General features: G+C 71.7%; 18 protein-coding genes and 1 tRNA gene. 6 read left to right on the top strand and 13 right to left on the bottom strand.

Annotated elements, in window-relative coordinates; all coding sequences use genetic code 11:
• Positions 1–4: 4 nt before the first annotated feature.
• Positions 5–655: a LutC/YkgG family protein gene (locus tag AC0VXQ_RS08800; RefSeq protein ID WP_058731556.1), complete on the top strand. Its 651-nt coding sequence runs from the start codon at positions 5–7 to the stop codon at positions 653–655.
• A 222-nt stretch (positions 656–877) separates the two neighbouring features.
• Positions 878–1,612, top strand: coding sequence for an HNH endonuclease family protein (locus AC0VXQ_RS08795; protein WP_129357710.1), 735 nt, complete (start codon positions 878–880; stop codon positions 1,610–1,612).
• A gap of 12 nt (positions 1,613–1,624) precedes the next feature.
• Here AC0VXQ_RS08795 and udk read toward each other — a convergent pair whose 3' ends face one another.
• The 7 genes from udk to AC0VXQ_RS08760 form a co-directional block, all read right to left on the bottom strand.
• On the bottom strand, positions 1,625–2,266 hold the full coding sequence (udk, locus tag AC0VXQ_RS08790) for a uridine kinase (RefSeq protein ID WP_058731552.1): 642 nt from the start codon (positions 2,264–2,266) through the stop codon (positions 1,625–1,627).
• A gap of 85 nt (positions 2,267–2,351) precedes the next feature.
• Complete coding sequence (locus tag AC0VXQ_RS08785; protein ID WP_129357711.1) at positions 2,352–4,094, bottom strand: dipeptide ABC transporter ATP-binding protein; 1,743 nt, start codon at positions 4,092–4,094, stop codon at positions 2,352–2,354.
• A 2-nt stretch (positions 4,095–4,096) separates the two neighbouring features.
• Positions 4,097–5,014, bottom strand: a complete 918-nt coding sequence (locus AC0VXQ_RS08780) for an ABC transporter permease (RefSeq protein WP_061225344.1) — start codon at positions 5,012–5,014, stop codon at positions 4,097–4,099.
• Positions 5,011–5,976, bottom strand: coding sequence for an ABC transporter permease (locus tag AC0VXQ_RS08775; protein WP_224800029.1), 966 nt, complete (start codon positions 5,974–5,976; stop codon positions 5,011–5,013). Before AC0VXQ_RS08775 ends, AC0VXQ_RS08780 begins: the two co-directional genes overlap by 4 nt.
• Positions 5,977–6,040: 64 nt before the next feature.
• Positions 6,041–7,666 carry an ABC transporter substrate-binding protein gene (locus tag AC0VXQ_RS08770; protein WP_224800030.1) on the bottom strand — a complete coding sequence of 542 codons (1,626 nt, stop codon included), beginning with the start codon at positions 7,664–7,666 and terminating at the stop codon, positions 6,041–6,043.
• Between the two features lie 162 nt (positions 7,667–7,828).
• On the bottom strand, positions 7,829–9,358 hold the full coding sequence (locus AC0VXQ_RS08765) for a dihydrolipoyl dehydrogenase family protein (RefSeq protein WP_475528416.1): 1,530 nt from the start codon (positions 9,356–9,358) through the stop codon (positions 7,829–7,831).
• A 4-nt stretch (positions 9,359–9,362) separates the two neighbouring features.
• Complete coding sequence (locus tag AC0VXQ_RS08760; protein WP_058731543.1) at positions 9,363–10,427, bottom strand: NAD(P)-dependent alcohol dehydrogenase; 1,065 nt, start codon at positions 10,425–10,427, stop codon at positions 9,363–9,365.
• Positions 10,428–10,551: 124 nt separating this feature from the next.
• Between AC0VXQ_RS08760 and AC0VXQ_RS08755 the strand changes: the two genes are divergently transcribed.
• Positions 10,552–11,985 (top strand): MFS transporter, encoded by a 1,434-nt coding sequence (locus AC0VXQ_RS08755; RefSeq protein WP_475528413.1) that lies wholly within the window; start codon positions 10,552–10,554, stop codon positions 11,983–11,985.
• A gap of 141 nt (positions 11,986–12,126) precedes the next feature.
• Here AC0VXQ_RS08755 and AC0VXQ_RS08750 read toward each other — a convergent pair.
• The 6 genes from AC0VXQ_RS08750 to AC0VXQ_RS08725 all read right to left on the bottom strand — a co-directional run bounded on the left by AC0VXQ_RS08750 (position 12,127) and on the right by AC0VXQ_RS08725 (position 20,944).
• A tRNA-Pro gene (locus AC0VXQ_RS08750) sits at positions 12,127–12,203 on the bottom strand.
• A gap of 90 nt (positions 12,204–12,293) precedes the next feature.
• Complete coding sequence (locus AC0VXQ_RS08745; RefSeq protein ID WP_058731544.1) at positions 12,294–12,971, bottom strand: MarR family winged helix-turn-helix transcriptional regulator; 678 nt, start codon at positions 12,969–12,971, stop codon at positions 12,294–12,296.
• Positions 12,972–13,832: 861 nt separating this feature from the next.
• Positions 13,833–15,758: an ABC transporter ATP-binding protein gene (locus AC0VXQ_RS08740; protein ID WP_224800034.1), complete on the bottom strand. Its 1,926-nt coding sequence runs from the start codon at positions 15,756–15,758 to the stop codon at positions 13,833–13,835.
• Positions 15,751–17,664 (bottom strand): ABC transporter ATP-binding protein, encoded by a 1,914-nt coding sequence (locus AC0VXQ_RS08735; RefSeq protein WP_475528409.1) that lies wholly within the window; start codon positions 17,662–17,664, stop codon positions 15,751–15,753. Before AC0VXQ_RS08735 ends, AC0VXQ_RS08740 begins: the two co-directional genes overlap by 8 nt.
• Positions 17,643–18,785, bottom strand: a complete 1,143-nt coding sequence (locus tag AC0VXQ_RS08730) for a metallophosphoesterase (RefSeq protein WP_224800035.1) — start codon at positions 18,783–18,785, stop codon at positions 17,643–17,645. Before AC0VXQ_RS08730 ends, AC0VXQ_RS08735 begins: the two co-directional genes overlap by 22 nt.
• Positions 18,785–20,944: a transglycosylase domain-containing protein gene (locus AC0VXQ_RS08725; protein WP_224800036.1), complete on the bottom strand. Its 2,160-nt coding sequence runs from the start codon at positions 20,942–20,944 to the stop codon at positions 18,785–18,787. Before AC0VXQ_RS08725 ends, AC0VXQ_RS08730 begins: the two co-directional genes overlap by 1 nt.
• A gap of 180 nt (positions 20,945–21,124) precedes the next feature.
• Here AC0VXQ_RS08725 and AC0VXQ_RS08720 point away from each other — a divergent pair, with 180 nt between their 5' ends.
• The 3 genes from AC0VXQ_RS08720 to AC0VXQ_RS08710 are packed head-to-tail and all read left to right on the top strand — an operon-like array spanning position 21,125 to position 22,785.
• Positions 21,125–21,325, top strand: coding sequence for a hypothetical protein (locus AC0VXQ_RS08720; RefSeq protein ID WP_058731151.1), 201 nt, complete (start codon positions 21,125–21,127; stop codon positions 21,323–21,325).
• 1 nt (position 21,326) lies between these two features.
• Positions 21,327–21,818, top strand: coding sequence for a RidA family protein (locus AC0VXQ_RS08715; protein ID WP_058731152.1), 492 nt, complete (start codon positions 21,327–21,329; stop codon positions 21,816–21,818).
• Positions 21,802–22,785: an NUDIX hydrolase gene (locus AC0VXQ_RS08710; RefSeq protein ID WP_129357717.1), complete on the top strand. Its 984-nt coding sequence runs from the start codon at positions 21,802–21,804 to the stop codon at positions 22,783–22,785. The genes AC0VXQ_RS08715 and AC0VXQ_RS08710 overlap by 17 nt, the downstream gene beginning before the upstream one ends.
• The last annotated feature ends 63 nt before the right edge of the window (positions 22,786–22,848 follow it).

Here is a 22,848-nt window from a genome sequence, read left to right as displayed (position 1 = left end):
CATGGTGAGCGACGCGAAGAGCGAGATCCTGGCGCGGATCCGCACGGCCCTGGCGGACAACCCGACCCCGCCGGAGCCCACCCGGGACTACCGGCACACCTCCTCGGCGAGCCTGAAGGACCGCCGGGAGCTGCTGGCGGACCGGCTGATCGACTACAAGGCGCAGGTGCACGAGGCCACCGAGGACACCATCGCGACGACGATCGCGGACCTGCTCGGGGACCGGGCCCGGTACGTGGTGCCCACCGGGCTGAAGTCCGAGTGGCTGCCGGAGGACACGGCCACCCGCACCCGCTTCGTGGACTCCGGGAACACCGAGAAGTCCGGGGCGCTGAGCAACAAGGAGCTGGACGCGATGGATGCGGTGGTGACCTCCTCCACCGTCTCCTGCGCGGAGACCGGCACCGTGTTCCTGAACTCCAACCCGGACGAGGGGCGTCGGGCGATCTCCCTGATCCCGGACCACCACATCTGCGTGGTCCCGGAGGAGACCATCGTGGAGATCGTCCCGGAGGCCCTGGCCCGGGTGGATCGGGCACACCCGGTGACGATGTTCTCCGGGCCCTCGGCGACCTCGGACATCGAGCTGCAGCGCGTGGAGGGCGTGCACGGCCCGCGGCGCCTGGACGTGATCCTGCTCGGCGCGAAGAGCTGAGCCGACGGGCTGACGCGAAGGGCTGAGCCGATGACGGTGCGGTGACCGACCGGTCGCCGCACCGTCTCCTTCTGTCCCCGAGCCGGTGGATCTCGCCCCGGCTGTCGCCGGAGCATCCACAGCCGCCCCGTCAGCACGCGGGTCCGCGCAGGAGAGCCTTCGACGCCGTCCACCCGGTGCTGCTGGTATGGGCCCATGGGACGCCATCGCACGCCGCGGCCGATGCCCGCACCACGGCCGGCACTCTCGCGCCGGGCCGCTTCGGTCCCGGTGCTGCTGGCCGCCGTCGTCCTGCTGGTCTTCGGCTTGTGGTGGCGCGGCCTGCTGAGCCCGCCGTGGTCCGGGGGACTGGGCGGGTGGGGTGCGCCCCGTGAGGTGGTGCTCTCGGAGGCCACCGCCCGGGAGCTGGCGGCGATCCCGGTGCGGGAGAAGACGACGAGCCCCGCCTACCGGCGGGAGGCCTTCGGCCAGGCGTGGGCGGACACGGATCGCAACGGGTGCGACACCCGCAACGACATCCTGGCCCGGGACCTCACCGAGGTGTCCTACAAGAACGCCCAGCGGTGCGCGGTGGCCGGCGGCCTGCTCGCGGATCCGTACACGGGGCGGCAGATCGCGTTCACGGCCGGGGCCCGGTCTCGGCAGGTGCAGATCGACCACGTCGTCGCGCTGGCCGACGCCTGGGCCTCGGGCGCCTCCGCCTGGGAGCCCCGGCGTCGCACCGAGTACGCGAACGACCCGGAGAATCTGCTGGCCGTGGACGGTCCGGCCAACGAGGACAAGGGCGCGCAGGACGCCGCCTCCTGGCTGCCGCCGCAGGAGGACTACCGCTGCGTGTATGCGGCCCGGCAGATCCGCGTGAAGGCGAAGTACGGGCTCAGCGTGAGCGCCCCCGAGCGGGCCGCGCTGCTGGAGGTGCTGGGGGACTGCCCGGGGTTCCAGCTGGGGGGCCCGTGACTCTCAGCGGGCTCAGGCGCCGTCGAGCTGGCGCTGGACGCGGTGCACCAGCATGTCCAGGGCCACCAGGTTGCCCCCGCCCTCCGGGATGATCAGATCCGCCTTCCGTTTGGAGGGCTCCACGTACAGCTCGTGCATGGGCTTGACGGTGGACAGGTACTGGGCCTCCACGGACTCCACCGAGCGACCCCGCTCCAGCACGTCCCGCTTGATCCGGCGCAGGATGCGCACGTCCGCGTCCGTGTCCACGAAGATCTTGATGTCGCAGCGGCGGCAGATCGCCTCGGAGGCGAACAGCAGGATCCCCTCCACGATGATGATCGGCTGGGCCTCGATGAACAGGGTCTCCTCGGAGCGGTTGTGATCCGCGTAGTCGTAGACCGGGCACTCGATGGACCCGCCGGCGATCAGGGTGTCCAGCTGCCGGACCATGAGCTCGTCGTCGAAGGCCTCCGGCGCGTCGTAGTTCAGCCGGCAGCGCTGCTCGAAGGTCAGGTCATCGTGGCGCTTGTAGTAGTTGTCGTGGTAGACGACGGCGACCCGCTCGCGCACCGCCTCGATCAGCTCGCGGGTCAGGGTGGTCTTCCCGGAGCCGGTGCCCCCGGCGATCCCGATGACCAGGGGCTTGGTCCGGCTGTGCTGCTCCAGGGGCATGGGTGGCCCGCTCCTCACGACGTCGGCGATATGCGGCTCCCCCCATTATGGCCGCTGCCGCCAGCCCCGCCTCCCTGCGCAGGCCTCAGGCCGCGGCACCCGCGCGCAGCGGCCGCGGGATCGCCGCGATCAGCTCCCGCGTGTACTCCTGCTGCGGGGCGCGGAAGATCCGGGAGACCGGGCCGGCCTCCACGATCCGGCCCTCGCGCATCACCAGCACGTCCTCGCACAGCCACCGCACCACCGCCAGGTCGTGGGTGATGAACAGCAGGGACAGCCCGCGCTCGTCGCGCAGCCGCTGCAGCAGCCGCAGCACCTGGGCCTGCACCGAGGCGTCCAGGGCGCTGACCGCCTCATCGCAGACCAGCACATCCGGGGACACGCTCAGCGCCCGGGCGATCGCCGCGCGCTGCAGCTGACCGCCGGACAGCTCCCGCGGGCGGCGCGCGGCCAGCCGGCGGTCCAGCCCGACGTCGTCGAACAGCCGCCCCAGCAGCTCCCGCCGCTCGGCCCGGCCCACCGAGCCCAGGGCCCGCACCGGCTCCAGCACGGACCAGCCCACCGAGTGCGAGGGATCGAAGGAGGAGTGCGGGTTCTGGAACACCGGCTGAACCGTACGGCGGAATGACCGGTCCCGGCGGGTCACCTCCGCCCCGCGCAGGGTGATCCGACCGGCGTCGGCCCGCTCCAGACCCAGCAGGATCCGGGCCAGCGTGGTCTTGCCGGACCCGGACTCTCCGACCACGGCCAGGCTGCCGCCCTCGGCCAGGCTGAACGCGGCCTCGCGCAGCGCGTGCACCGGTTCGCGTCGGGAGCCGAAGGCGCGGGACAGCCCCTCACCGGTCAGCACCGGGGTGCGCGCGCCGTCGACGCCGACCGGTGCCTCTGCTCCGGCGTCGGTCCGTGCCGCAGGGGAATCCGCCGGGTTCTGGTCGGCCCAGGGGGCAGCCTTGCCGTCGACCGCGGTCCTGCCGGCCCCCTCGCCGTCGACCCCGAGGCCGTCGGTGTCGACGGCGTCGGCGGTCAGCGCCATCGCCTCCGCCAGGGCCCGGCCCTGCGGGGTGCTCGGGTGCAGCAGGACCTGCTCGCTGGGGCCCTGCTCCACGGCCCGGCCCCGGCTCATCAGCATCACCCGGTCGGTGCGCTCGGCGGCCACCGCGAGATCGTGGGTGATCATCAGCAGGGCCGTGCCGCGCTCGCGCACCAGCTCCTGCAGCCGATCCAGGATCTGCTTCTGCACCGTGACGTCCAGGGCGCTGGTGGGCTCATCGGCCAGGACCAGATCCGGGTCCGTCACGATCGCCGCGGCGATCAGCACCCGCTGCCGCTGCCCGCCGGAGAGCTCATGGGGCCAGCGCCGGGCCAGGGACTCCGGGTCCGGCAGGCCCGCCTCCCGCATCGCGGCCAGAGCCCGCTCCCGATGGGTGTCCGGGTCCCCGATGCCGTGGATGCGCAGCGGCTCGACCACCTGCTCCAGCACCCGCAGCAGCGGATCCAGGGAGGTTCCCGGATCCTGCGGAACGTAGCCGATGCGCCGGCCCACCAGCCGGCGCCGCCCGGTAGCATCCAGCGCGTCCAGGTCCTGCCCGGCCAGCCGGAGGCTCCCCTCCCGGCGGGTGCCGGAAGGCAGCAGGCCCAGCACGCTGCGGGCCAGGGTGGTCTTGCCGGAGCCGGATTCCCCGACCACGGCCACGGACTCGCCGCGCCCGACGCTCAGGCCGACGCCGTCGACCGCCGGGGTCGAGACCGCGCCGCGCCGGCCCGGGTAGGCCACGCGCAGCCCGGACAGCTCCAGGACGGGGGCGGGGGAGGAGGAAGCGGTGTTCATGGTCAGACCTCTCGGGTGCCGATGCTGCGGGTCAGGCGGTTGGCGCTGAGCACGGTCAGCGCGACGATGATCGCGGGGCAGATGCTCCACCACCAGGCGCTGGCCACGTACAGCCGGCCCTCGTTGATCTGCGAGCCCCACTCCGCGGTGGGCGGCACCGCCCCGAAGCCGAGGAAGCTCAGGGCGGCGATCGACAGGATCGCCCCGCCCAGGTCGATCCCGGCGACCACCGCGACCGGCCCGGCCGCGTTGGGCACCACGTGGCTGAACAGGCCGAGGAAGCGGCGGGTGCCGCTGGTGCGGGCCGCGTCCATGTACGGCATCGCGCTCACGCGCAGGGTCTCGGCCCGGGCGATGCGCACGAATCCGGGGATCCCGGAGATGCCCACCGCGATGGCGACCTTGGTGACCCCGAAGCCCAGCACGGAGATCAGCGCGAGGGACAGCAGCAGCCCGGGGATGGAGACGATGACCTCCACGGACCGGGAGATCACCGCATCCACCCAGCCGCCCACGGACCCGGCGAGCATGCCCAGCAGGCCCCCGACCACCAGGGAGATCGTGATCGCCAGGACCCCGGCGCGCAGGGAGACCCGGGCGCCGTAGACCACCCGGGAGTACACGTCCCGCCCGTTCAGATCCGTGCCGAACCAGTGCTGCCAGCTCGGGGCGGCCAGGGAGTCCCCGACGATCTCCGTCGGGTCGGCGGTGGCGAACAGCCCCGGGAAGAGCACCCAGCCGATCATCAGCAGCACGAACAGCCCGGCCAGCACGGTGCCGGGGCGGCGCAGCAGGGCCGCACCCGTCCGGGCCCCGGGGCGACGGGCCCGCGTCCGGGCGTCGGAGAGCGGGGGCCCGGGCCGCTCGGCGTCGGGGGCGCCCGCCGCGGCGGGGGAGGAGGTGATGTCCGTCGAGCTCATGCTCGGCTCCTTCCGGCCACGGGGGAGGCCACCCGCGGGTCGATCAGGGGGTAGGTGAGGTCCACGATCAGGGTCACCAGCACGTACAGGCCGCCGGTGAGCACGATCAGCGCCTGGATCAGCGGGAAGTCCCGGCCCTGCACCGCCGCGACGTAGAGGTTGCCGATGCCGGGGCGGCCGAAGATCGTCTCGATGATCGCCGCCCCGGAGACCACCCCGCCCACGAGCATCCCGACGATCGTGTACACGGGCAGGCTGGCCTGGCGCAGCACGTGCCGGGTGACGACCTTGCGCGGGGCCAGGCCCCGCACGCGGGCCACCTGCACGTGCTCCTGGGCCCGGACCTCCCGGATGCTGCGGGCGTAGACCTGGGACAGGGTCCCGGCCCCCAGCAGGGCGATGGTCACCGCCGGCAGGATCAGCGAGTCCAGGCCGCCGGCCCCGAACGCCGGGAACCAGCCCAGCCGGAACGCGAAGATCTGCAGCAGCAGGATCGCCATGACGAAGCTGGGCACCGCGATGCCCAGGACGGTGAAGCCCTCGAAGACCGAGCGCAGGAAGCGGTTCGGCAGCAGCACCGAGCCCAGGGCGAACACGACGCCGAGCACCACCATGATCAGCAGGCTCGCCAGCCCCAGCTGCACGGTGGAGCCCAGCCCGTCTCTGATCACGTCCAGCACGGGCTGGCGCTGCTTGGAGTAGGCGGTGCCCCAGTCCAGGCTCACCACCCGCCACAGGTACCCGAGGTACTCGGCCAGCAGCGGCTGATCCAGGCCCATCTCGTGGCGCAGCTGGGCCAGCTGGGCGTCGTCGGCCGCCCCGGCGTCCCCCGCGTCGGAGCCGGCCATCAGCAGGCGGGCCGGATCCCCGGGGGTGGCTTGGACGATGAGGAAGGACAGGGTGATCGCACCCCACAGCACGATCAGCGCGTGCGCGAGGCGGCGCAGGACGTAACGGGTCACGGCGGGACTCCTGGGCAGGTGGCGGGCGGGAAGGGCGGATGCGGTCGGTTCAGCGGGGCCGGGCTCACCCGGACAGGGCGACGTCGGCGGCCACCAGCTTGTTCTCCGCATCCAGCGGGATCCCGGCCAGGCGCATCGAGGCGGCGGTGGAGGTGTAGGCGTCCACCAGCGGGAAGGAGTACCCGCCGTCCAGCAGCAGCCGCTGCGCATCCTCGCTGGCCTGCTGGCGCTTCGCGGGATCCGTGGTGGACTGCAGATTCAGCAGCGCCTCGTCCACCTCCTTGATCGGGTGGCCGAAGAAGAAGGACTGGTTCTCGTAGAAGGAGGAGTACACCACCCGCAGCACGTCCGGGTCCGCCCGGCCCTGGGACCAGGTGGACAGGTCGTAGGGGGCGTCGTAGAGGGTGTAGTCGCTCAGCTGCGCCTCGGTGCGCGGCTGCAGGTCGAAGCGGATGCCGACCTTCTTCCACTGGTTCTGCAGCAGCTGCAGCATCTGCTCCTTGGTGGTCCCGGAGCCGGTGTACATGAACACGATCGTCAGCGGCTCCCCGGTGTCCTCGTGGTGCCGGTAGCCGTCTGCATCCACCCGGGTGTACCCGGCCTGCTCCAGCTCGGCCACCGCCCGGTCCGGGTCGTGGCGCAGCAGATCGGACAGGTCCGCGGAGCCGGGGGTCGCGGCGGTGAGCAGGCCCGTGGCGGCCTTGGCGTTGCCCTGGTAGATCCGGTCCGCGATCTCCTGGCGGTCCGTGGCCGCGTTGATGGCCCGGCGCACGTGCGCGTCCTGGAAGATCGGGCGGTAGATGAAGGGGATCAGCGGGGTGGAGATGCCCTTGCCGGGGACCTGGGACAGGTGCAGGTCCGCCGTCTTGATCCCGGCGAGGGTGGACACGTCCAGCATGGTGCCGATGTCCACCTGCCCGGAGGTCACCGCCCCGGCCAGGGTCGTGGGGTCCGGGATGAACTGGGCGCGCACCGTGCGGAAGCGGGCCGGGCCCTTGTTGCTGCGGGCATCCGAGCCCCAGGCGTAGTCCTCCCGGCGGGTCAGCAGCACGTACTGGCCCTGCCGGTACTCGCTGAACACGTACGGCCCGGAGCCGATGACGTCCCCGCGGGCCACGTCCTTGGGGTCCTTGCCCAGGGTCGCGTCCGCGAGCATCCCGAGGGTCTGGGTGGTCGCGGCTTGCAGGAACTGGGCGTTGGGCCCGTCGAAGACGACGACGGCGGTGTGGGCATCCGGGGTCTCGGTGCGCTGGTAGCCGCGCAGGTGGCTGGCCCCGATGTAGGACAGGGAGCCCAGCCGGATGATCCGGTCGAAGTTGTTCTTCACGCTCGTCGAGGTGAAGGCCGTGCCGTCGGAGAAGGTGACGTCATCGCGCAGGTGGAAGGTGAAGCGGGAGCCGTCCTCGGAGACCTCCCACCGGCGGGCCAGGTAGGGCACGATGTCCCCGGTGTCCGGGTCCTGGTCCACGAGGGTGTCGGTGATCTGCCGGGCGATGGTGCGCGAGACCGTGTAGGGCGGCTGGTGCGGGTCCCAGTTCTCGGAGTCCTCGGGGAAGCCCACGGCCAGCTCCTCGGTGCCCCGGTCCCGGGCCTGGGAGGTCCCGCAGGCGGCCAGGATCGGCGCGAGGGCCAGGGATCCGGCGGCGAAGCGCAGCAGCGTGCGACGGGACAGGGGGGTGCGGGCGGGCATACGGGGTCTTTCCGGGTGGGGACGGATCAGCGGTGGGCGGTCCATCCCGTCCACGGGTGCCATCTCAGTCCCGTCCGCCCCCGCCGGCCAAGCCGTGTGTCCCCGCGTGTGCGCAGATGGCGCCGCGTGTCCCGAGGGCTCGACGAGCGGGCGACCCCGGTGCTATCCGCGCGCGGGCTCGGCCTCCAGCGCCCGCAGCCACACCTCCGAGGCCGTGGGGTAGCAGGGCACCGCGTGCGCAAGGGCCCGCAGGGTCAGGCCCCCGGTGATCGCGACGGTCGCGGCGTGCACCAGCTCCTGCACCTCGGGGCCGAGGAAGGCGGCGCCGAGCAGGACATCGTCCTCGGCGCGGCTGAGCAGCTGCACCGTGCCCTCGGCGTCGTCGCGCAGCAGGGCGGCCCCGGCCGCCGCCGTGTACGGGACCCGCCGCACGTGCACCGCGATCCCGCGCTCGCGGGCCTGGGCGGTGCTCAGTCCGGTCCAGGCCGCCTGCGGGCGGGAGAAGACCACCTGGGGCACGGGGGCCGCGGCGGCCCCGTCCCGGTGCGGATCGAACACGGCCCACGGGTCCTCGCCCCGGGCCGCGGTCCGCACCGAGGCGCCGACCAGGCGCGCCCGGTACTTGCCCCAGTGGGTCAGCGGGGCCTCCCCGGAGGCGTCGCCGACGGCGTAGAGCCAGTCCGGCAGCGGGGAGCCCGGACCGCCGTGGGCATGGGCGGTGAACTGCTCCGCGCTGACCCCGATGCTCTCCAGCCCGAGGTCCTCCAGGGCCGGGCGTCGCCCGGTCGCGGCCAGCACCTCGTCCACCACCAGCTCCGCCCCGGTCCGCGGGGACGTCTCCCCGGGGGCCTCCTGGTCCTGCTCGACTCGGGCCAGGCGCAGCCGCACGGGTCCGCCGTGGGGCGCGCCCAGCGGGGCGGTCTCCGGTGTCGCGTCCGGCGCGTCGTCCGGTGCGGTCTCGGAGCGGGAGGCGCTGAGCACGCGGGTCCGCAGCAGGACCCGCACGCCCTCCTGCTCCAATCCCCGGGCCACGGCCTCCCCGATGAACGGCTCGGCGTCGGCGAGCAGGCGCGGCCCGCGCACGATCAGCGTGATCTCGCTGCCCAGGGCCCGCATCCAGCGGGCGGCCTCCACCGCGGCGGCCCCTCCGCCCACGATCCCCAGGCGGGCCGGCACCGTGCGCACCCCGGTCGCATCCCGGGTGCTCCACGGGCGCACCGGAGCGAGCTCCTCGGGCACGACGGGGACGCTGCCGGTGGCGATCACCACGGCCTGTCGGGCCCGCAGCACCGTGCGGGCACCGCCGGGACCGGTCACGGTGACCTCGCGCTGCCCGGTGATCCGTCCGCGGCCGCGCACGGGGGTCAGCCCGGCCGAGCGGGCCCAGTCCACCTGCCCGGCGTCGTCGTAGTGGGAGGTCCAGGCGTCGCGCCGGGCCAGCAGCTGCTCCCGGTCCAGGGCCACCGGCCCGGCCACCCCCTGCAGGTGGTCGGCGGCGTCGACGACGTCCACGGGGCGCAGCAGCGCCTTGGACGGCATGCAGGCCCAGTACGAGCACTCCCCGCCGAAGCGCTCGGCCTCCACCAGGGCGGCGCTGCCGTCGGTGCCGCGCACCGCGTACTCGGCGGCGTTCTCCCCGACCGGGCCGCCGCCGAGGACGATCACGTCGAATTCGCGGCCTTCGGATCCCATGGGCTCAGGCCTGGACCTCGGCGTCGTCGAAGGTCGAGACGTCGATGACGCAGCGGAACTTCACGTCCCCGGCCACCACCCGGTCGTAGGCCTCGTCCACCTCGTCCACGGAGACCTTCTCGATCACCGCGCCGAAGCCGTGCTCGGCGCAGAAGTCCAGCATCTGCTGGGTCTCCGGGATGCCGCCGATGTTGGACCCGGCCAGGGCCTTGCGCCCGCCGATCAGCGCCCCGAAGTGCAGGGGCTGGGCCTGCGGCGGCAGTCCCACCACGGCCATGACCCCGCGCGGCTTGAGCAGCCCGAGGTAGTCGTCCACGGGGATGTCCGCGGAGATGGTGTTCAGGATGATGTCGAACTCCCCGCGGTGATCCCGGAAGAACCCGTCCTCGGTGGTCGCCAGGGTGCGCGCCGCCCCCAGGTCCTTCGCCTCCTGCTCCTTCTTCAGGCTCCGGGAGAGCACGGTGACCTCCGCGCCCTTGGCCGCGGCGATCTGCACACCCATGTGGCCCAGACCGCCCAGGCCCAGCACGGCCACCTTCTTGCCCTCGGCCGCCTCCCAGGTGGCCAGCGGGGAGTAGGTGGTGATGCCCGCGCACAGCAGGGGTGCTGCGACGTCGAAGTCCAGGGCGTCCGGGATGCGCAGGACGAAGCGCTCGTTGACCACGACCTTCTGGGCGTACCCGCCCTGGGTGATGGTCCCGTCCACGTCCTCGGAGTTGTAGGTGCCGACGGCGCCGTTGAGGCAGTTCTGCTCCTGCCCGTCCCGACACTCCTCGCACTCGCCGCAGGAGTTCACCAGGCAGCCCACGCCCACGCGGTCCCCGACCCGGTACTTCGTGACGTTCTCCCCGACGGCCTCCACGACCCCGGCGATCTCGTGGCCGACGGTCAGCGGGAAGTGCGCCTCGCCCCACTCGTTGCGGATCGTGTGGATGTCGCTGTGGCAGATGCCGGCCGCCTTGATGTCGATGACGACGTCGTCCGGGCGGGGGTCGCGCCGCCGGATCTGCACGACGCGGAAGGGCTGATCCGGTCCGGTCTTCTGCAGGGCCTTGGTGGTGATGGGCATGATGCTCCTGACGTGGGTCGATGCGCGGGCTCGCCCGCGGGAGGCGGCCCCGGAAGAAAAGCGGGCCCGGCGTGGTTCCATCCACCAGTCTGCCCGAATCCCCGCCCCGCACGACAGGAGTTCCATGCCCAGCGAAACCCACGCCGGCGACACCGCCTTCGACCCGACCCAGCGGCGCCTGCTCACCCTGACCCTGGTGCCGCTGTTCATGTCCCTGCTCAGCGTCTCGATTGTCAACGTGATCCTGCCGTCCGTGCAGGCCGACATCGGGGCGAGCAGCTCCGCGCTGCAGTGGGTGCTCTCCGGGTACGCCCTGGCCTTCGGCGTCGTGCTGGTGGCCGCGGGCCGGGCCGGGGACGTGTTCGGGCGGGCGAAGCTGTTCATCGCCGGGGTCGTGCTGTTCGGCGCGGGGTCCCTGGTGGCGGGGCTGGCCCCGACCCCGCTGGTGCTGAACCTGGCGCGGGTGGTCATGGGCCTGGGGTCGGGGCTGCTGAACCCGCAGGTGATCGGGCTGATGCAGCAGTACTTCTCCGGGACCCAGCGCGGCCGGGCCTTCGGGATCTTCGGCGGGATCGTGGGGGTCTCCGTCGCGATCGGGCCGGTGCTGGGCGGGCTGCTGATCAGCGTGCTCGGCGCGGGCGCCGGGTGGCGGGTCTCCCTGCTGGTCAACGTGCCGATCTGCCTGGTCGCGCTGATCGCGGCCAAGCCGTTCCTGCCGGCCTCGGCGTGGGAGCCGGTGCCCGAGGAGCACTCGACGTCGACCTCATCCCTGCCCGTGGTGCGCCGCAACGGGGCCGGCGGGGCCGGTGCCTCCGGGCGTCGTCGGGTGGATCTGGACCCGGTGGGGCTGGGACTGTTCGGCGTGGCGATCTTCCTGGTCATGCTGCCCTTCGTGGAGTCCTCGGCCGGGGCGTGGGTGTGGATCGCGCTGCCGGTGGCGGCGGCGCTGCTGGTCGCGTGGGTGCGCTGGGAGCGGCGCTACTCCGCCCGGGGTGGTGAGCCGATGGTGGACATGGGGCTGTTCCGCACCCGCTCCTTCGCCAACGGCTCCCTGCTGATCGCCCTGTACTTCGTGGGGATGACCAGCGTGTGGGTGCTGATCGCCCTGTACATGCAGGAGGGGATGGGCCACACCGCGCTCGCGGCCGGGTTCATCGGCCTGCCCTCGGCCCTGGCCAGCGCGATCACCGCGCCGCTGGCGGGGCGGAAGGTCATGCAGGTGGGGCGCCCGATGGTGCTGTGGGGGATCGGCCTGGTGCTGACCGGGATCCTGCTGAGCCTCGGCGTCGTGGTGCTGCGGGAGAGCGTGGGGCTCAGCGAGTGGTTCCTGCTGGGCACCATGGTGTTCGTGGGAGTGGGGCAGGGCCTGGTGGTCAGCCCCAACCAGACGCTGACGCTCGCGGACGTCCCGGTGCGCTACGCCGGGGCGGCCGGCGGGGGCTGCAGACCGGGCAGCGGGTGGGCACCTCCATCGGGATCGCTGCGATCACCGGTGTGGCGTTCTCGGTGCTGGCCCGCACGGACTGGAACATGGCGGTGGCGGTGGGCTTCGGCCTGATCGCGGTGATCGTGGTGCTGGCCGGGCTCGTCGGGGTGCGGGACCAGCGTCAGGCCCGGGCCGAGCGCGGCTGATCCGCCGGTCGACCGTCGGACGTGGCGAAGGCCCCGGCATCGCGTTGCGATGCCGGGGCCTTCTCAATGGTCGGGATGACAGGATTTGAACCTGCGACCTCGTCGTCCCGAACGACGCGCGCTACCAACCTGCGCCACATCCCGTGGTCTGCCGCTCGAAGCCTTCGAGGCCGTCAAGCAACCTCTCCAGGATAGCGAACCCTCCGCGCCCCGGCAAACTCGGTCCTGTCCCGCTCACCACTCGGAGGGGTAGACGGGGTCCAGGCGGTCCACGATCGCCGCCAGTGCCGGGGTCAGCCGGTGGCCGCTGCGCTCGATGGGCCACAGCAGCGAGGAGCGCAGGACCTCGCTGTGCTCTGGCCGCACCTGGTGGTGGACCTCCCAGCCGTGACGGGTGAGTTCGACCATCGTCCCGCACCAGTCGCGCACCGTGACCACCAGATCGGCCCGCTCCATCCGCCGCAGCAGGTGGCTGGTGCGGGATTCGGACCATCCGGTGATCTCCACGATCTGGGCCCGGCGGCGACGACCTCGATACTGGCCCACCAGCAGCAGGACGGTGGCCTCCGGCAGGGAGATGCCCGCGCTGCCGGCACACGCCTGGGTGAAGCGCGCCTCGAGCAGCGCGTGCGCTCGCAGCCACAGCGTCCAGGCCTGCTGCTCCGCGGGTGCGAGCTCATCCGGTGGGGGCCTCCGGGTGAAGTCTTCCCGGGCATCCAGCGGATCCTCGTAGTCGAAGAGGTCGTCCTGATCGAGCAGATCCTCCATCTCGGGAGCCTCGAGGTCGTCATACTCGATGCCGTCATCCGCGCCGATGCCGTTCTCGACGCCGGCGTGTGTGTGGGTGTCCATCGCGGTGTTGGTATGCGTGCGGGGGTCGGTCATGGGGTCGAGGTCGTGGCTGTGGTCCATGCGAGGAGTCTGGCGCATCATCTGCCACGTGCCCAGACCGCGGCGGCTCCCTGTGGATAACTTGGAGGGCAGGATGGCCCACGGGGGTGGGAGTCGGGGATCGAGCAGAGGTCCACGGGCCCACGTGACGTGCATGGGCTGAAGATTCAGGCCGCGCCCTGGACCCATGGGTGTTGGGAAAAGCTGAATATTCAGCTCCGGCCGCGTTTCCTGAATATTCAGCTTTCCCCGAGCACCACTGCCGATGGTCCGCGCTGAATCTTCAGTTGTGGGGGCGTTATCTGAATATCCATTATTCAGGGATCACCTGTGCTCACGATGTGGCCTGAATATTCAGCTTTTGTCGACCATCAGCCCTGATGATGAGGCCTGAATATTCAGTGATCGTTCAGCTTCACGGCCAGTGGATCTGGGAGGTAGATGATCTGGGGAGGGGGTGGATGATCTCGGCAGACAGTGGGTGGTGCTGTGCGGAGGGGTGGCCGGCGAACTGTGGATGACGGCGCGAATGGGGATCGTTGCCCACCGCGGAGCCTGAATATTCAGGCCGTGCCATGGGGTCAAGAGTGTTGGGAAAAGCTCAATATTCAACCCAGGCTGCGCTTCCTGAATATTCAGCTTTCGCTGAGCATCACTGCCGATGGTTCGAGTTGAATCTTCAGTCGTGGGGACGTTGACTGAATATTCAGGTTTTGCCGATCACCAGTGTCAGATGGTGCGGACTGAAGATTCAGTGGCGGGTCGGGATGGACCGGGCGGATGGGGCGGTGTGTTCGGACGGGGCGGGGCGGTGTGCTTGCGCCGGGCGGGGCAGGCTGCGTGGTCGGCGCGGTGTGCTTGCGCGCGGCGCGGTAGGGGGATTCAGCTCTGGGATTCCTCCCAGGCCGCGTTCATGCGGGCGAAGGTGCCGCCGGCGGCGATCAGCTCGGTCGGGGAGCCGTCCTCGATCACTCGGCCGGCGTCGACCACCAGCACGCGGTCCGCGTCCAGGACCGTGGAGAGTCGGTGCGCGATCACCAGGGCCGTGCGTCCGCCCAGCAGCCGGTCCAGGCCCCGCTGCACCTGGCGCTCCGAGGGCAGATCCAGGGAGGCCGTGGCCTCGTCCAGGATCAGCACCGCCGGATCCGCCAGGAAGGCCCGGGCGAAGGAGAGCAGCTGCCGCTGGCCCGCCGAGACTCGCCCGCCCCGCTGCTGCAGGTCCGTGTCGTACCCCTCCGGCAGGGCCCGGATGAACTCGTCGGCCCCCACCGCGCGGGCCGCCTCCTCGATCTCCGCCCGCGTCGCGCCGGGGCGGCCCAGGGCGATGTTCTGCGCCACCGTGCCCGAGAACAGGAATGCCTCCTGCGTGACCATGACGATCTGCCCGCGCAGGTCCTCATCGCGCAGCCGGCGCAGATCCACCCCGTCCAGGGTGATCGTCCCGCGGGTGGGGTCGTAGAACCGGGCCACGAGCTTGGCCACCGTGGACTTCCCGGCACCGGTGCGCCCCACCAGGGCGACCTTCTGCCCCGCCGGGATCACCAGGTCCAGCCGCTCCAGGGTCGGCCGCTCGGCGTCGGGGGAGTAGCTGAACTCCACGCCGTCGAAGCGCAGGGCACCCCGGGATGAGGCAGCCTCGGACACCGCCGCGTCCCGGCGGTCAGCCCCCGAAACCGCAGCGCCCCGGCCTCCGGCCGCCGACGCCGCGCCCCGGCCTTCGGCTCCGCCTCCGGGCGGCAGCGGGTCGCTCGGCTCGGCCACGCTGGGCTGCTCCTCCAGCAGCCCCGAGACCTTCTCCAGGGCCGAAGCCGCGGACTGCAGGGTGTTGTAGAAGTTGGACAGCTCCATGATCGGCATGAAGATCCGCTGCGTGTACAGCACCAGGGACAGCAGGGTCCCCACCGCCAGGGTCCCGTGCAGCACGTTGAACCCGCCGAACAGCAGCACCACCGCCACCGTCATGTTGGCGATCAGCATGACCCCCGGCATGTACAGCCCGAAGATCTGCACGGAGCGCAGATTCTGCACGCGGTAGTCGTCGGCCTGCTCCAGGTACTCCCGGCGCACCCGCGGCTGATTCCGGAAGGCCATCACCGCGCGGATGCCCGTCATCGTCTCGGTGAAGCGGCTCACCAGCCGGGCCGAGGCCACCCGCTGCGCCCGGTAGCGCACCTCCGAGGCGCGGCGGAACCACAGGGTCAGCGCGACCATCGGCACCATCGCCACCAGGATCACCAGGGCCGTGCGCCAATCCAGCAGCACCACCAGCACGCTCATCATGACCATGGACATCAGCGAGGAGGCCATCGCGGACAGCCCCGAATCCAGGAACTCCCGCATCGCCTCCAGGTCCGAGGTCAGCCGCGAGATCACCCGCCCGGAGGTGTACTTCTCGTGGAACTCCAGGCTCAGCCGCTGCACGTGCCGGAAGGTGCGTCGGCGCAGGTCGTAGAGCACCCGCTGGGAGATCCTCGCGGTGATCAGCACGTTCAGGTAGATCGTCAGCGCGGAGATCCCCACCGACCCGGCGAAGGCCAGCGTCAGCCACACCAGCGGCCACGGGTTCCCGGCCTGCAGCTGCGGGAAGCCGACGTCGATCCCCCAGCCGGTGATCGCCGGGCCCAGCGACCCCAGCCCGTCCGCGATGACCACCAGCAGCAGGGTGCCCAGCGCGGGCCAGGCCACCGGGCGCAGCATCGAGGCCAGCAGCCGGAAGCTGCGCCGGCGCACCGCCCGGCGCTGGCGCGCATCCAGGCGCACCGCGTCCTCACCGGCCACACCCACCGGCGACGTCGTCCGCTCAGCCACGGGTGGCCTCCTCCGCGCTCATCACGTACCGGTACTCGGGCAGGGCCAGCAGCTCGCGGTGCGTGCCCACCGCCGCGATCCGCCCGTCGCGCAGCAGGGCCACCCGATCCGCCAGCGCCACGGTGGAGGGTCGGTGCGCGGTGAGCAGGGTCGTGGTCCCGGTGAGCACCCGACGCAGGTTGTCCACGACGGCGGCCTCGGTGCGGGTGTCCAGCGCGGAGAGCGGATCATCCAGCAGCATCAGCCGGGGATCGGCGGCGATCGCGCGGGCCAGGGCCAGGCGCTGACGCTGCCCGCCGGACAGGCTCAGCCCCTCCTCCCCGATCTGGGTGTCCACCCCGTCGGGCAGCTCCCACGCGAACTCCGCGGCCGCCGCCCGCAGCGCGGTGGTCAGGATCTGCTCCCGCCGGGCCGCCTGGTCCGCGTCCAGCAGCTCATCGGGCACGGGCTGGCCATCGGGTCCGACGACGTCCGGGACCCCCATGAGCACGTTCTGGCGCACCGAGGCGGAGAACAGGGTCGGCTCCTCGAAGGCGACGGCGATCTGCCCGCGCAGCTCGTCCAGGGACAGCTCGGCCGCGTCCCGCCCGTCCAGCAGGATCCGCCCGGCGTCGGCCTCGTACAGCCGCGGCAGCAGCATCAGCAGTGTGGATTTGCCGGAGCCGGTGGCCCCGACCAGGGCGACGGTCTCCCCGGGGCGCAGCCGCAGATCCACCCCGCGCAGCACGGGCGCCTCCGCCCCGGCCTCGTCCGGGTAGGAGAAGCCGACCCCCTCCAGGCTCACCGCGGCCCCGGAGGACTCCGCCCCCGCGGAATCCGCCCCGGAGGGCTCGTCTCCGGGGGAGCCCGCCCCGACGGAGCCGGCCCCGGCGCCGCGGGGTCGGACCGGGTGGGTGGCCCCGGTGATCGGCACGGCCTCGGTGCCGGTCTGGGCGATGATCTGCTGGTGACGCTCCCGGGCGACCAGGGCGGACTGGTACATGTTCAGCAGCATCCCGGCGTCGCGCAGCCGCGTGGAGACGAGCACCGCGGTGGCGAAGAACGCGACCACCGCCCCGGTGCTGAGGGCGCCCGCGGCCACCAGGAACCCGGCGATCAGCAGGCATGCGGCCATCACGATCTCCGGGATCAGCCAGATCCGGGCACTCAGCCCGGAGAAGACGCGGCTGCGGGTCACCTCGGTGTCGCGCAGCCAGGCGGCCTTCTCGGAGAACTCCCCCAGGGCGTGCTCCCCGCGACCCAGGGCCTTGAGCACCCGGATCCCGTGCACGGACTCCTCGACGTCGGTGGCCAGGTCCCCGGCCTGCTGCTGGGTGGCGCGGGTCAGCTCGCGGGTGCGGGGCAGGGTGCGCACGATGACCCAGAGCACCGGGCCGACGGCGATCAGGTAGATCAGGGCGAGCTGCCAGGAGTTCGCGACCATGAGCAGCAGGCCGAAGACGACCATGGTGCAGGTCTGCCCGGTCTGGCTGATGCCGAAGGCCACCCAGCGTCGGCACAGCCCGAGGTCGGACATGGAGCGGGAGAGCAGCTGACCGGAGGGCCAGCGGTCGTGGAAGCCGACGGGCAGGCGCAGGAGGTGGTCGAACAGCCGCTCCCGCATGTCCATCTCCAGGCGGGTGGAGGGCTCCAGCAGGAGGCGACGGCGCAGCCACTGGAAGAGCACCTGGGCCAGCCCGAGCACCGCGATGACACCGGCGGACTCCCACACGCGGGCGGGGGTGGCCCCGGGGGCCAGGACGGTGTCCACGAGCCAGCGCAGGGCCTGCGGGATGGCCAGGGCCATGGCCCCGCCCAGCACCGCGACGACGATGCCGGCCCGCAGCCTGCCCCGCATGGGCGCCAGGTACTCGGCGAACAGCTCATCGGCGGGAGAGCGGCGGGTCAGCGGGAGGCGAAGAGGCACCGTTCCACCCTACGCCCGCGGATCCCCACCTGTGACATGAGCCATGGCAGCTGCGAGGAGGGGGAGGACGGCGGCTCAGCGCGTGCGGCCGTGAGGGTCACCAGGACGGCCTCCGGCGGGCAGAACAGGCGCACCGGGGCGAAGCGGGAGGTGCCCAGCCCCGCGGAGACCTGCACCGGCATGATCCCCCGCTGGTAGGAGATGCCCTTGGCCCGGGCCGGCTCCAGGTCGCAGTTGGAGACCACCGCGCGCCCGCCCGGCAGGCAGATCTGCCCACCGTGGGTGTGCCCGGCGAAGACCACCTCGGCCCCGTCCTCGGCGAAGCGCTCCAGGCACCGCTGGTACGGGGCGTGCAGCACCCCCACCCGCAGGGAAGGCCGCTGCGGGTCCCGCGCGTAGGCCTGCGGGGCGAAGCCGGGATGCTCGTCGTAGCCCAGGTGCGGGTCATCCACCCCGGAGAAGTCCAGGCGCACCCCGCGCACGGTCAGGGAATCCGTGCGGTTCACCAGCCCTGTCCACCCGCGGGCGTCGAAGTGCTCGTGCATCCGCCGGAAGGGCAGCACCCGGCGGGCACCGCCGGAGGCTGAGACCTGGCCCTCGGCCAGGCTCGCCGGGTGCCCGCCCGCCGCGGCCGCCTTGGCCGCGGACTCCGCCGAGGTGTCCTTCCACAGGTACCGGGCCGGGTTCTTCAGCTGCGGGGCGAAGTAGCAGTTCGACCCCGGCACGTACACCCCGGGCAGATCCAGCAGCGGGTCCAGGGCCTCCAGCAGCGGGTCCAGGGCTTCGGGGTGGGAGAAGTTGTCCCCGGTGCTCACCACCAGATCCGGGGCCAGCCCGGTCAGGGACCGCACGAACTCGATCTTCCGCCGCTGCCCCGGGATCATGTGCAGATCCGACAGGTGCAGCACCCGCAGGTCCGGGGAACCCGGCGGCAGCACCGCCAGGCTCTCTCGGCGCACCGTGAAGCGGTTCAGCTCCACGAACCGCCCGTACAGCAGCGCGGCGGCCCCCAGTCCCGCCGCGGCCCCCGCCGCGATCCCCGCGCCGCGCACCAGCTTGCGGACGGAGGAGTGCGGGGGAGCGAGGGGACCGAAGGCCGCCGGGCGCGCCGTCGAGCTCATCAGGGCAGCTTGGAGACGATCTGCGTGCCCATGACCTTCGCGGAGGGGTCCGTGAAGGTCTTGTGCTCGTAGTCGTTCTTGACCTGGTTCATGTACCACTGCCACTGGGCGCCGGCGAAGGTCGCGCCGTCCACGTAGCTCTTGGACTGCCCGCCGATGCTCAGCCCGTTCAGGGAGCGACCGCCGAGGTCGTTGTTGCCGACCCACGAGGCCGTCGCCAGCCCGGAGGTGTAGCCCACCATCCAGGTCTGGGTGGAGTCATCCGTGGTCCCCGTCTTGGCCGCGGAGGCGTTCTCCAGGCCGATGCCGCGCTGGTAGCCCGAGCCCTGGGTCAGCACGTTCTTCAGCACGTAGCTCACCCCGCGGGCCACGTCCTTGTCCAGTTTGCGGGTGCACTGGGTGCCCGGAACGTCCACGGCCTTGCCGTTGCGGTCCGTGATGGAGTCGATGGCGCGCGGCTTGCAGTACATGCCCTCCGAGGCGAAGGTCGCGAAGGCGTTGGCCATGAACAGCGGCGGGACCGGCTGGGTGCCGATCAGCTGGGCGATGCCCTTCTCCGGGTGCATGTGATCCCCGGTCACCCCGTTCACAGCCCCCAGGTCCCCGGCCACATCGCCGATGGCGCACAGGTTCAGGTACCGGGCCGTGGCGAAGAGGTTGGAGTTGATGGAGTTGTAGATGCCGAAGTTCACGCTCTGCCCGGCCCAGTTGTATCCCGGCGTCGCGTTCTGGAAAGACCAGACGGAGGTGCCCGGGTTCGGACTCGTCTTCGAGTCCAAGCACGGCGTGTGCCACAGGGTCCCGGCCGGGTAGCTCAGCGGGGAGGCGTCCACCGTGGCGTTGACGCCGTTGCCCTCCTTGATCCACTCGGTCAGGGTGAACGGCTTGAAGGTGGACCCGGGGGCGTAGCCCTGCGTGCCGCCCATCAGCTCATCCGCGTTGTAGTTGTAGATGGTGTTCTCCGCGCCCTGCTCATTCGAGTAGTGCGAGTTCTGGGCCATCGAGCGGATGTTGCCCGTGCCCGGTTGCACGGAGACCAGCGAGGTGTTCACGTTGTCCGGGTTGGAGTCCGTGGGCTGGGTGCCCTCCACGGCATCCTGGGCCTTGGACTGCGCCTTCGGATCCAGGGTGGTCTTGATGGTCAGCCCGCCGCGGTTGAGCTTCGCGGCCCGCTCCTCCGGGGTCGTGCCCAGGGACTCCTCCAGGGCGATGGCGTTCTGCACGTAGGAGCAGAAGTACTGCGAGTCCTTCTTCGCCACGGTGCACCCGGAATCGGTGGGGTGGATGTCCAGGTCCAGACCCGAGTCGATGGCTTTGTCGTACTGGTCCTCGGTGATCTTCTTGTCCCGCAGCATCGTGCCCAGCACGATGTTGCGTCGCTTCTTGGAGGATTCCGGGTTGGTCGCCGGGTCGTAGAGCACCGGGGACTGCACCATGCCCGCCAGGGTCGCGGACTGCTGGATGTTCAGATCCTTGGCGTCGATCCCCCAGTAGTACTTCGCCGCGGCCTGGACCCCGTAGTTGGAGCCGCCGTAGTTGACGATGTTCAGGTACCCGTTGAGGATCTGGTCCTTGGACTTGTTCTGCTCCATGGAGATGGCCAGCTTCATCTCCTTGATCTTGTCCATCATCCCCTTGTTGGCGCCCAGCGTGGCCGTCGGGTCCCCGCCGTTCTGCACCGCGGAGTCGATCAGCAGGTTGTTCACGTACTGCTGGGTGATGGTCGAGGCGCCCTGGCGCTTGCCCGGGTTGACGATGTTGTTCAGGATCGCGCGGGCGATGCCCATCCCGTCCACGCCGCCGTGGTCGTAGAAGTCGTTGTCCTCGATGGACAGCTGCGCGTCGATCATGTGCTGGGAGATCTGATCCAGCGGCACCTCGTCGCGGTTCTCGGAGAAGAACTTGGTGATCTCCGAGCCGTCGCTGGCGAGGATCGTGGAGGGCTGGGACAGCGGCCCCTCCTGCAGGTCATCCGGCAGGCCCTTGAACCAGTTGATCGAGGCGTTGGCCGTCAGCCCGGCGGCCGCGGCCGGCGGGATCAGCAGGCCGGCCGTGACGAAGCCCGCGACGATGCTCAGCGCGATGAACTGCAGGAGGTCGCTGGGCCTGCGCCGCTCGCGGCGATCCCGACGCCGGGTGGATCTCTTGGATGAAGCCATGGGCACAGCATACAAGCAGACCCTGTGCCGTCCCGGGGTCCCGACGCCGTCGCACGTGGGGCAGCGCACCCGGCCGCCTGGAAGAGCCGGGGCAGGTCTCGGGGACTCGTCGCGGAGAGTCGTCGACCGGCCTGCGGCGGGGAATGGCCCGCCCGGGCCCGCGCGGCTACGCTGGGGCGCATGGAGAAATGGGAATACGCCACCGTGCCCCTGATGATTCACGCGACCAAGCAGATCCTCGACACCTGGGGTGAGGACGGCTGGGAGCTGGTCACCGTGCTGCCCGGCGCCGCCCCCGCGGGGGATGCCCCGGCGGGGAACATGGTCGCCCCGCAGCAGAGCAACCCCATCGCCTACTTCAAGCGCCGCAGGGAGGCCTGAGATGGCCGCCGCCGACTCCGCCGTCGAGGCCCGGCTGGCCGAGCACGGACTGACCGTGCCGGAGGTCGCCGCGCCCGTCGCCTCCTACGTTCCCGCCCGACGCGGCGGATCCTTCGTGTTCACCGCCGGGCAGCTGCCGCTGCGCGACGGGAAGCTGCCGGCCGCCGGCCGGGTCTCCGACTCCGGCGAGCCCGGCACCGTGGATCCCGCGACCGCCCAGGAGCTGGCCCAGCAAGCCGCGCTGAACACCCTGGCCGCGGTGAAATCCGCGATCGGGAATCTGGATCGGGTCGTGCGCGTTGTGAAGGCCACCGGATTCGTGAGCTCCGCCCCGGAGTTCACGGGTCAGGCCGGGGTGCTCAACGGCGCCTCGCAGCTGTACGGACTGGCCTTCGGTGAGGACGGGGCGCACGCGCGCTCCGCCGTCGGCGTGGCCGTCCTGCCCCTGGACGCCCCCGTGGAAGTGGAACTGATCGTTGAAGTCCGCGACTGATGTGCTGACCCGCAGCCCCCGGGTGATCGCCCGGACCGGCACCCCCGAGGAGCAGGAGCGCACCCCGCGCCACCTGCGCCTGTCCGAGCGGGAGTCGGCGGCGGCTAAGACATGGCTGGAGGAGCAGACCGACGCGGCCTGCTGCCCCCTGCGCACCGCCGGATGCGTGGTGCTGATCCGGGAGGGTGCGGACGGTCTGGAGGCCTTCCTCACCTACCGCACCTCCCCGGACTCGCCGCTGGGCAAGGTCGGCTTCCCCGGTGGGGCGGCCACGGCCGCCGACGAGCAGCCGGTCGGCTGGTTCGGCCCCACCCCGACGCAGTGGGCGCAGAAGTTCGGGCACGAGGAGATCCTCCCCGCCCGCTGCGCCGTCGTGGCCGCGATCCGGGAGACCTTCCAGGAGGTCGGGGTGCTGCTGGCCGGACCGGATGAGACCGCGACCGTGGAGAACTCCGAGGCCAGCGAGACCATGGCCTGCCGGGAGCGGATCACCGGGCGCGAGCTGGACTTCGTGGACTGGCTCAAACGCGGCGGCCTGAAGCTGCGCACCGACCTGCTCAAGCCCATCGGCCGCTGGCAGAGCCCCAACTTCAGCCATCGTCGCTACGACACGCACTACTTCGCCGCCGTCGTGCCCGTGGGGCAGAAGCCGCGGCTGCTGGAATCCCGCGGGGTGTGGGGCCGGTGGGTCACCGCCGCCCAGCTGGTCGCTGATCTGGATTCCACCGCCCTGGGCGAGGAGATCGGCCAGGAGAAGACCCGCGGGCTGACGGTGCAGCAGCTGATCACCCCGGGGGTGCTGTGCATCCTGGAGTCCCTGGCCCGCTCCCAGTCCGCGATCGGCTTCCTCACCAAGAAGCGCACCGTGCACACCCAGAAGCCGGAGCTGGAGCGGCGCGACGGCGCCCTGACCCTGTGCTTCACGCCGCCGGCCACCGGATGCGCGCCCCGCGCCAAGGGGGTCTGAGCCGCAGGCTCTCCGGACCGGCACGGGGCCGCATCCGCGCGCAGAGAGCAGAGAAGGGGCGGG

It is taken from the genome of Rothia sp. QJM3NY_36, assembly GCF_056173115.1.
The sequence above is the reverse complement of the archived record's forward strand: the minus strand, read 5'-3'. Positions and strand labels throughout refer to the sequence as shown.

What these genes read in the sequence shown, in the direction of transcription:
- AC0VXQ_RS08795 (WP_129357710.1), top strand. Translation starts at nt 878, where the DNA reads ATGCCCGCACCACGGCCGGCACTCTCGCGCCGGGCCGCTTCGGTCCCG.
- udk (WP_058731552.1), bottom strand. Translation starts at nt 2,266, where the DNA reads ATGCCCCTGGAGCAGCACAGCCGGACCAAGCCCCTGGTCATCGGGATC.
- AC0VXQ_RS08785 (WP_129357711.1), bottom strand. Translation starts at nt 4,094, where the DNA reads ATGAACACCGCTTCCTCCTCCCCCGCCCCCGTCCTGGAGCTGTCCGGG.
- AC0VXQ_RS08780 (WP_061225344.1), bottom strand. Translation starts at nt 5,014, where the DNA reads ATGAGCTCGACGGACATCACCTCCTCCCCCGCCGCGGCGGGCGCCCCC.
- AC0VXQ_RS08770 (WP_224800030.1), bottom strand. Translation starts at nt 7,666, where the DNA reads ATGCCCGCCCGCACCCCCCTGTCCCGTCGCACGCTGCTGCGCTTCGCC.
- AC0VXQ_RS08765 (WP_475528416.1), bottom strand. Translation starts at nt 9,358, where the DNA reads ATGGGATCCGAAGGCCGCGAATTCGACGTGATCGTCCTCGGCGGCGGC.
- AC0VXQ_RS08760 (WP_058731543.1), bottom strand. Translation starts at nt 10,427, where the DNA reads ATGCCCATCACCACCAAGGCCCTGCAGAAGACCGGACCGGATCAGCCC.
- AC0VXQ_RS08755 (WP_475528413.1), top strand. Translation starts at nt 10,552, where the DNA reads ATGCCCAGCGAAACCCACGCCGGCGACACCGCCTTCGACCCGACCCAG.
- AC0VXQ_RS08745 (WP_058731544.1), bottom strand. Translation starts at nt 12,971, where the DNA reads ATGGACCACAGCCACGACCTCGACCCCATGACCGACCCCCGCACGCAT.
- AC0VXQ_RS08730 (WP_224800035.1), bottom strand. Translation starts at nt 18,785, where the DNA reads ATGAGCTCGACGGCGCGCCCGGCGGCCTTCGGTCCCCTCGCTCCCCCG.
- AC0VXQ_RS08725 (WP_224800036.1), bottom strand. Translation starts at nt 20,944, where the DNA reads ATGGCTTCATCCAAGAGATCCACCCGGCGTCGGGATCGCCGCGAGCGG.
- AC0VXQ_RS08720 (WP_058731151.1), top strand. Translation starts at nt 21,125, where the DNA reads ATGGAGAAATGGGAATACGCCACCGTGCCCCTGATGATTCACGCGACC.
- AC0VXQ_RS08715 (WP_058731152.1), top strand. Translation starts at nt 21,327, where the DNA reads ATGGCCGCCGCCGACTCCGCCGTCGAGGCCCGGCTGGCCGAGCACGGA.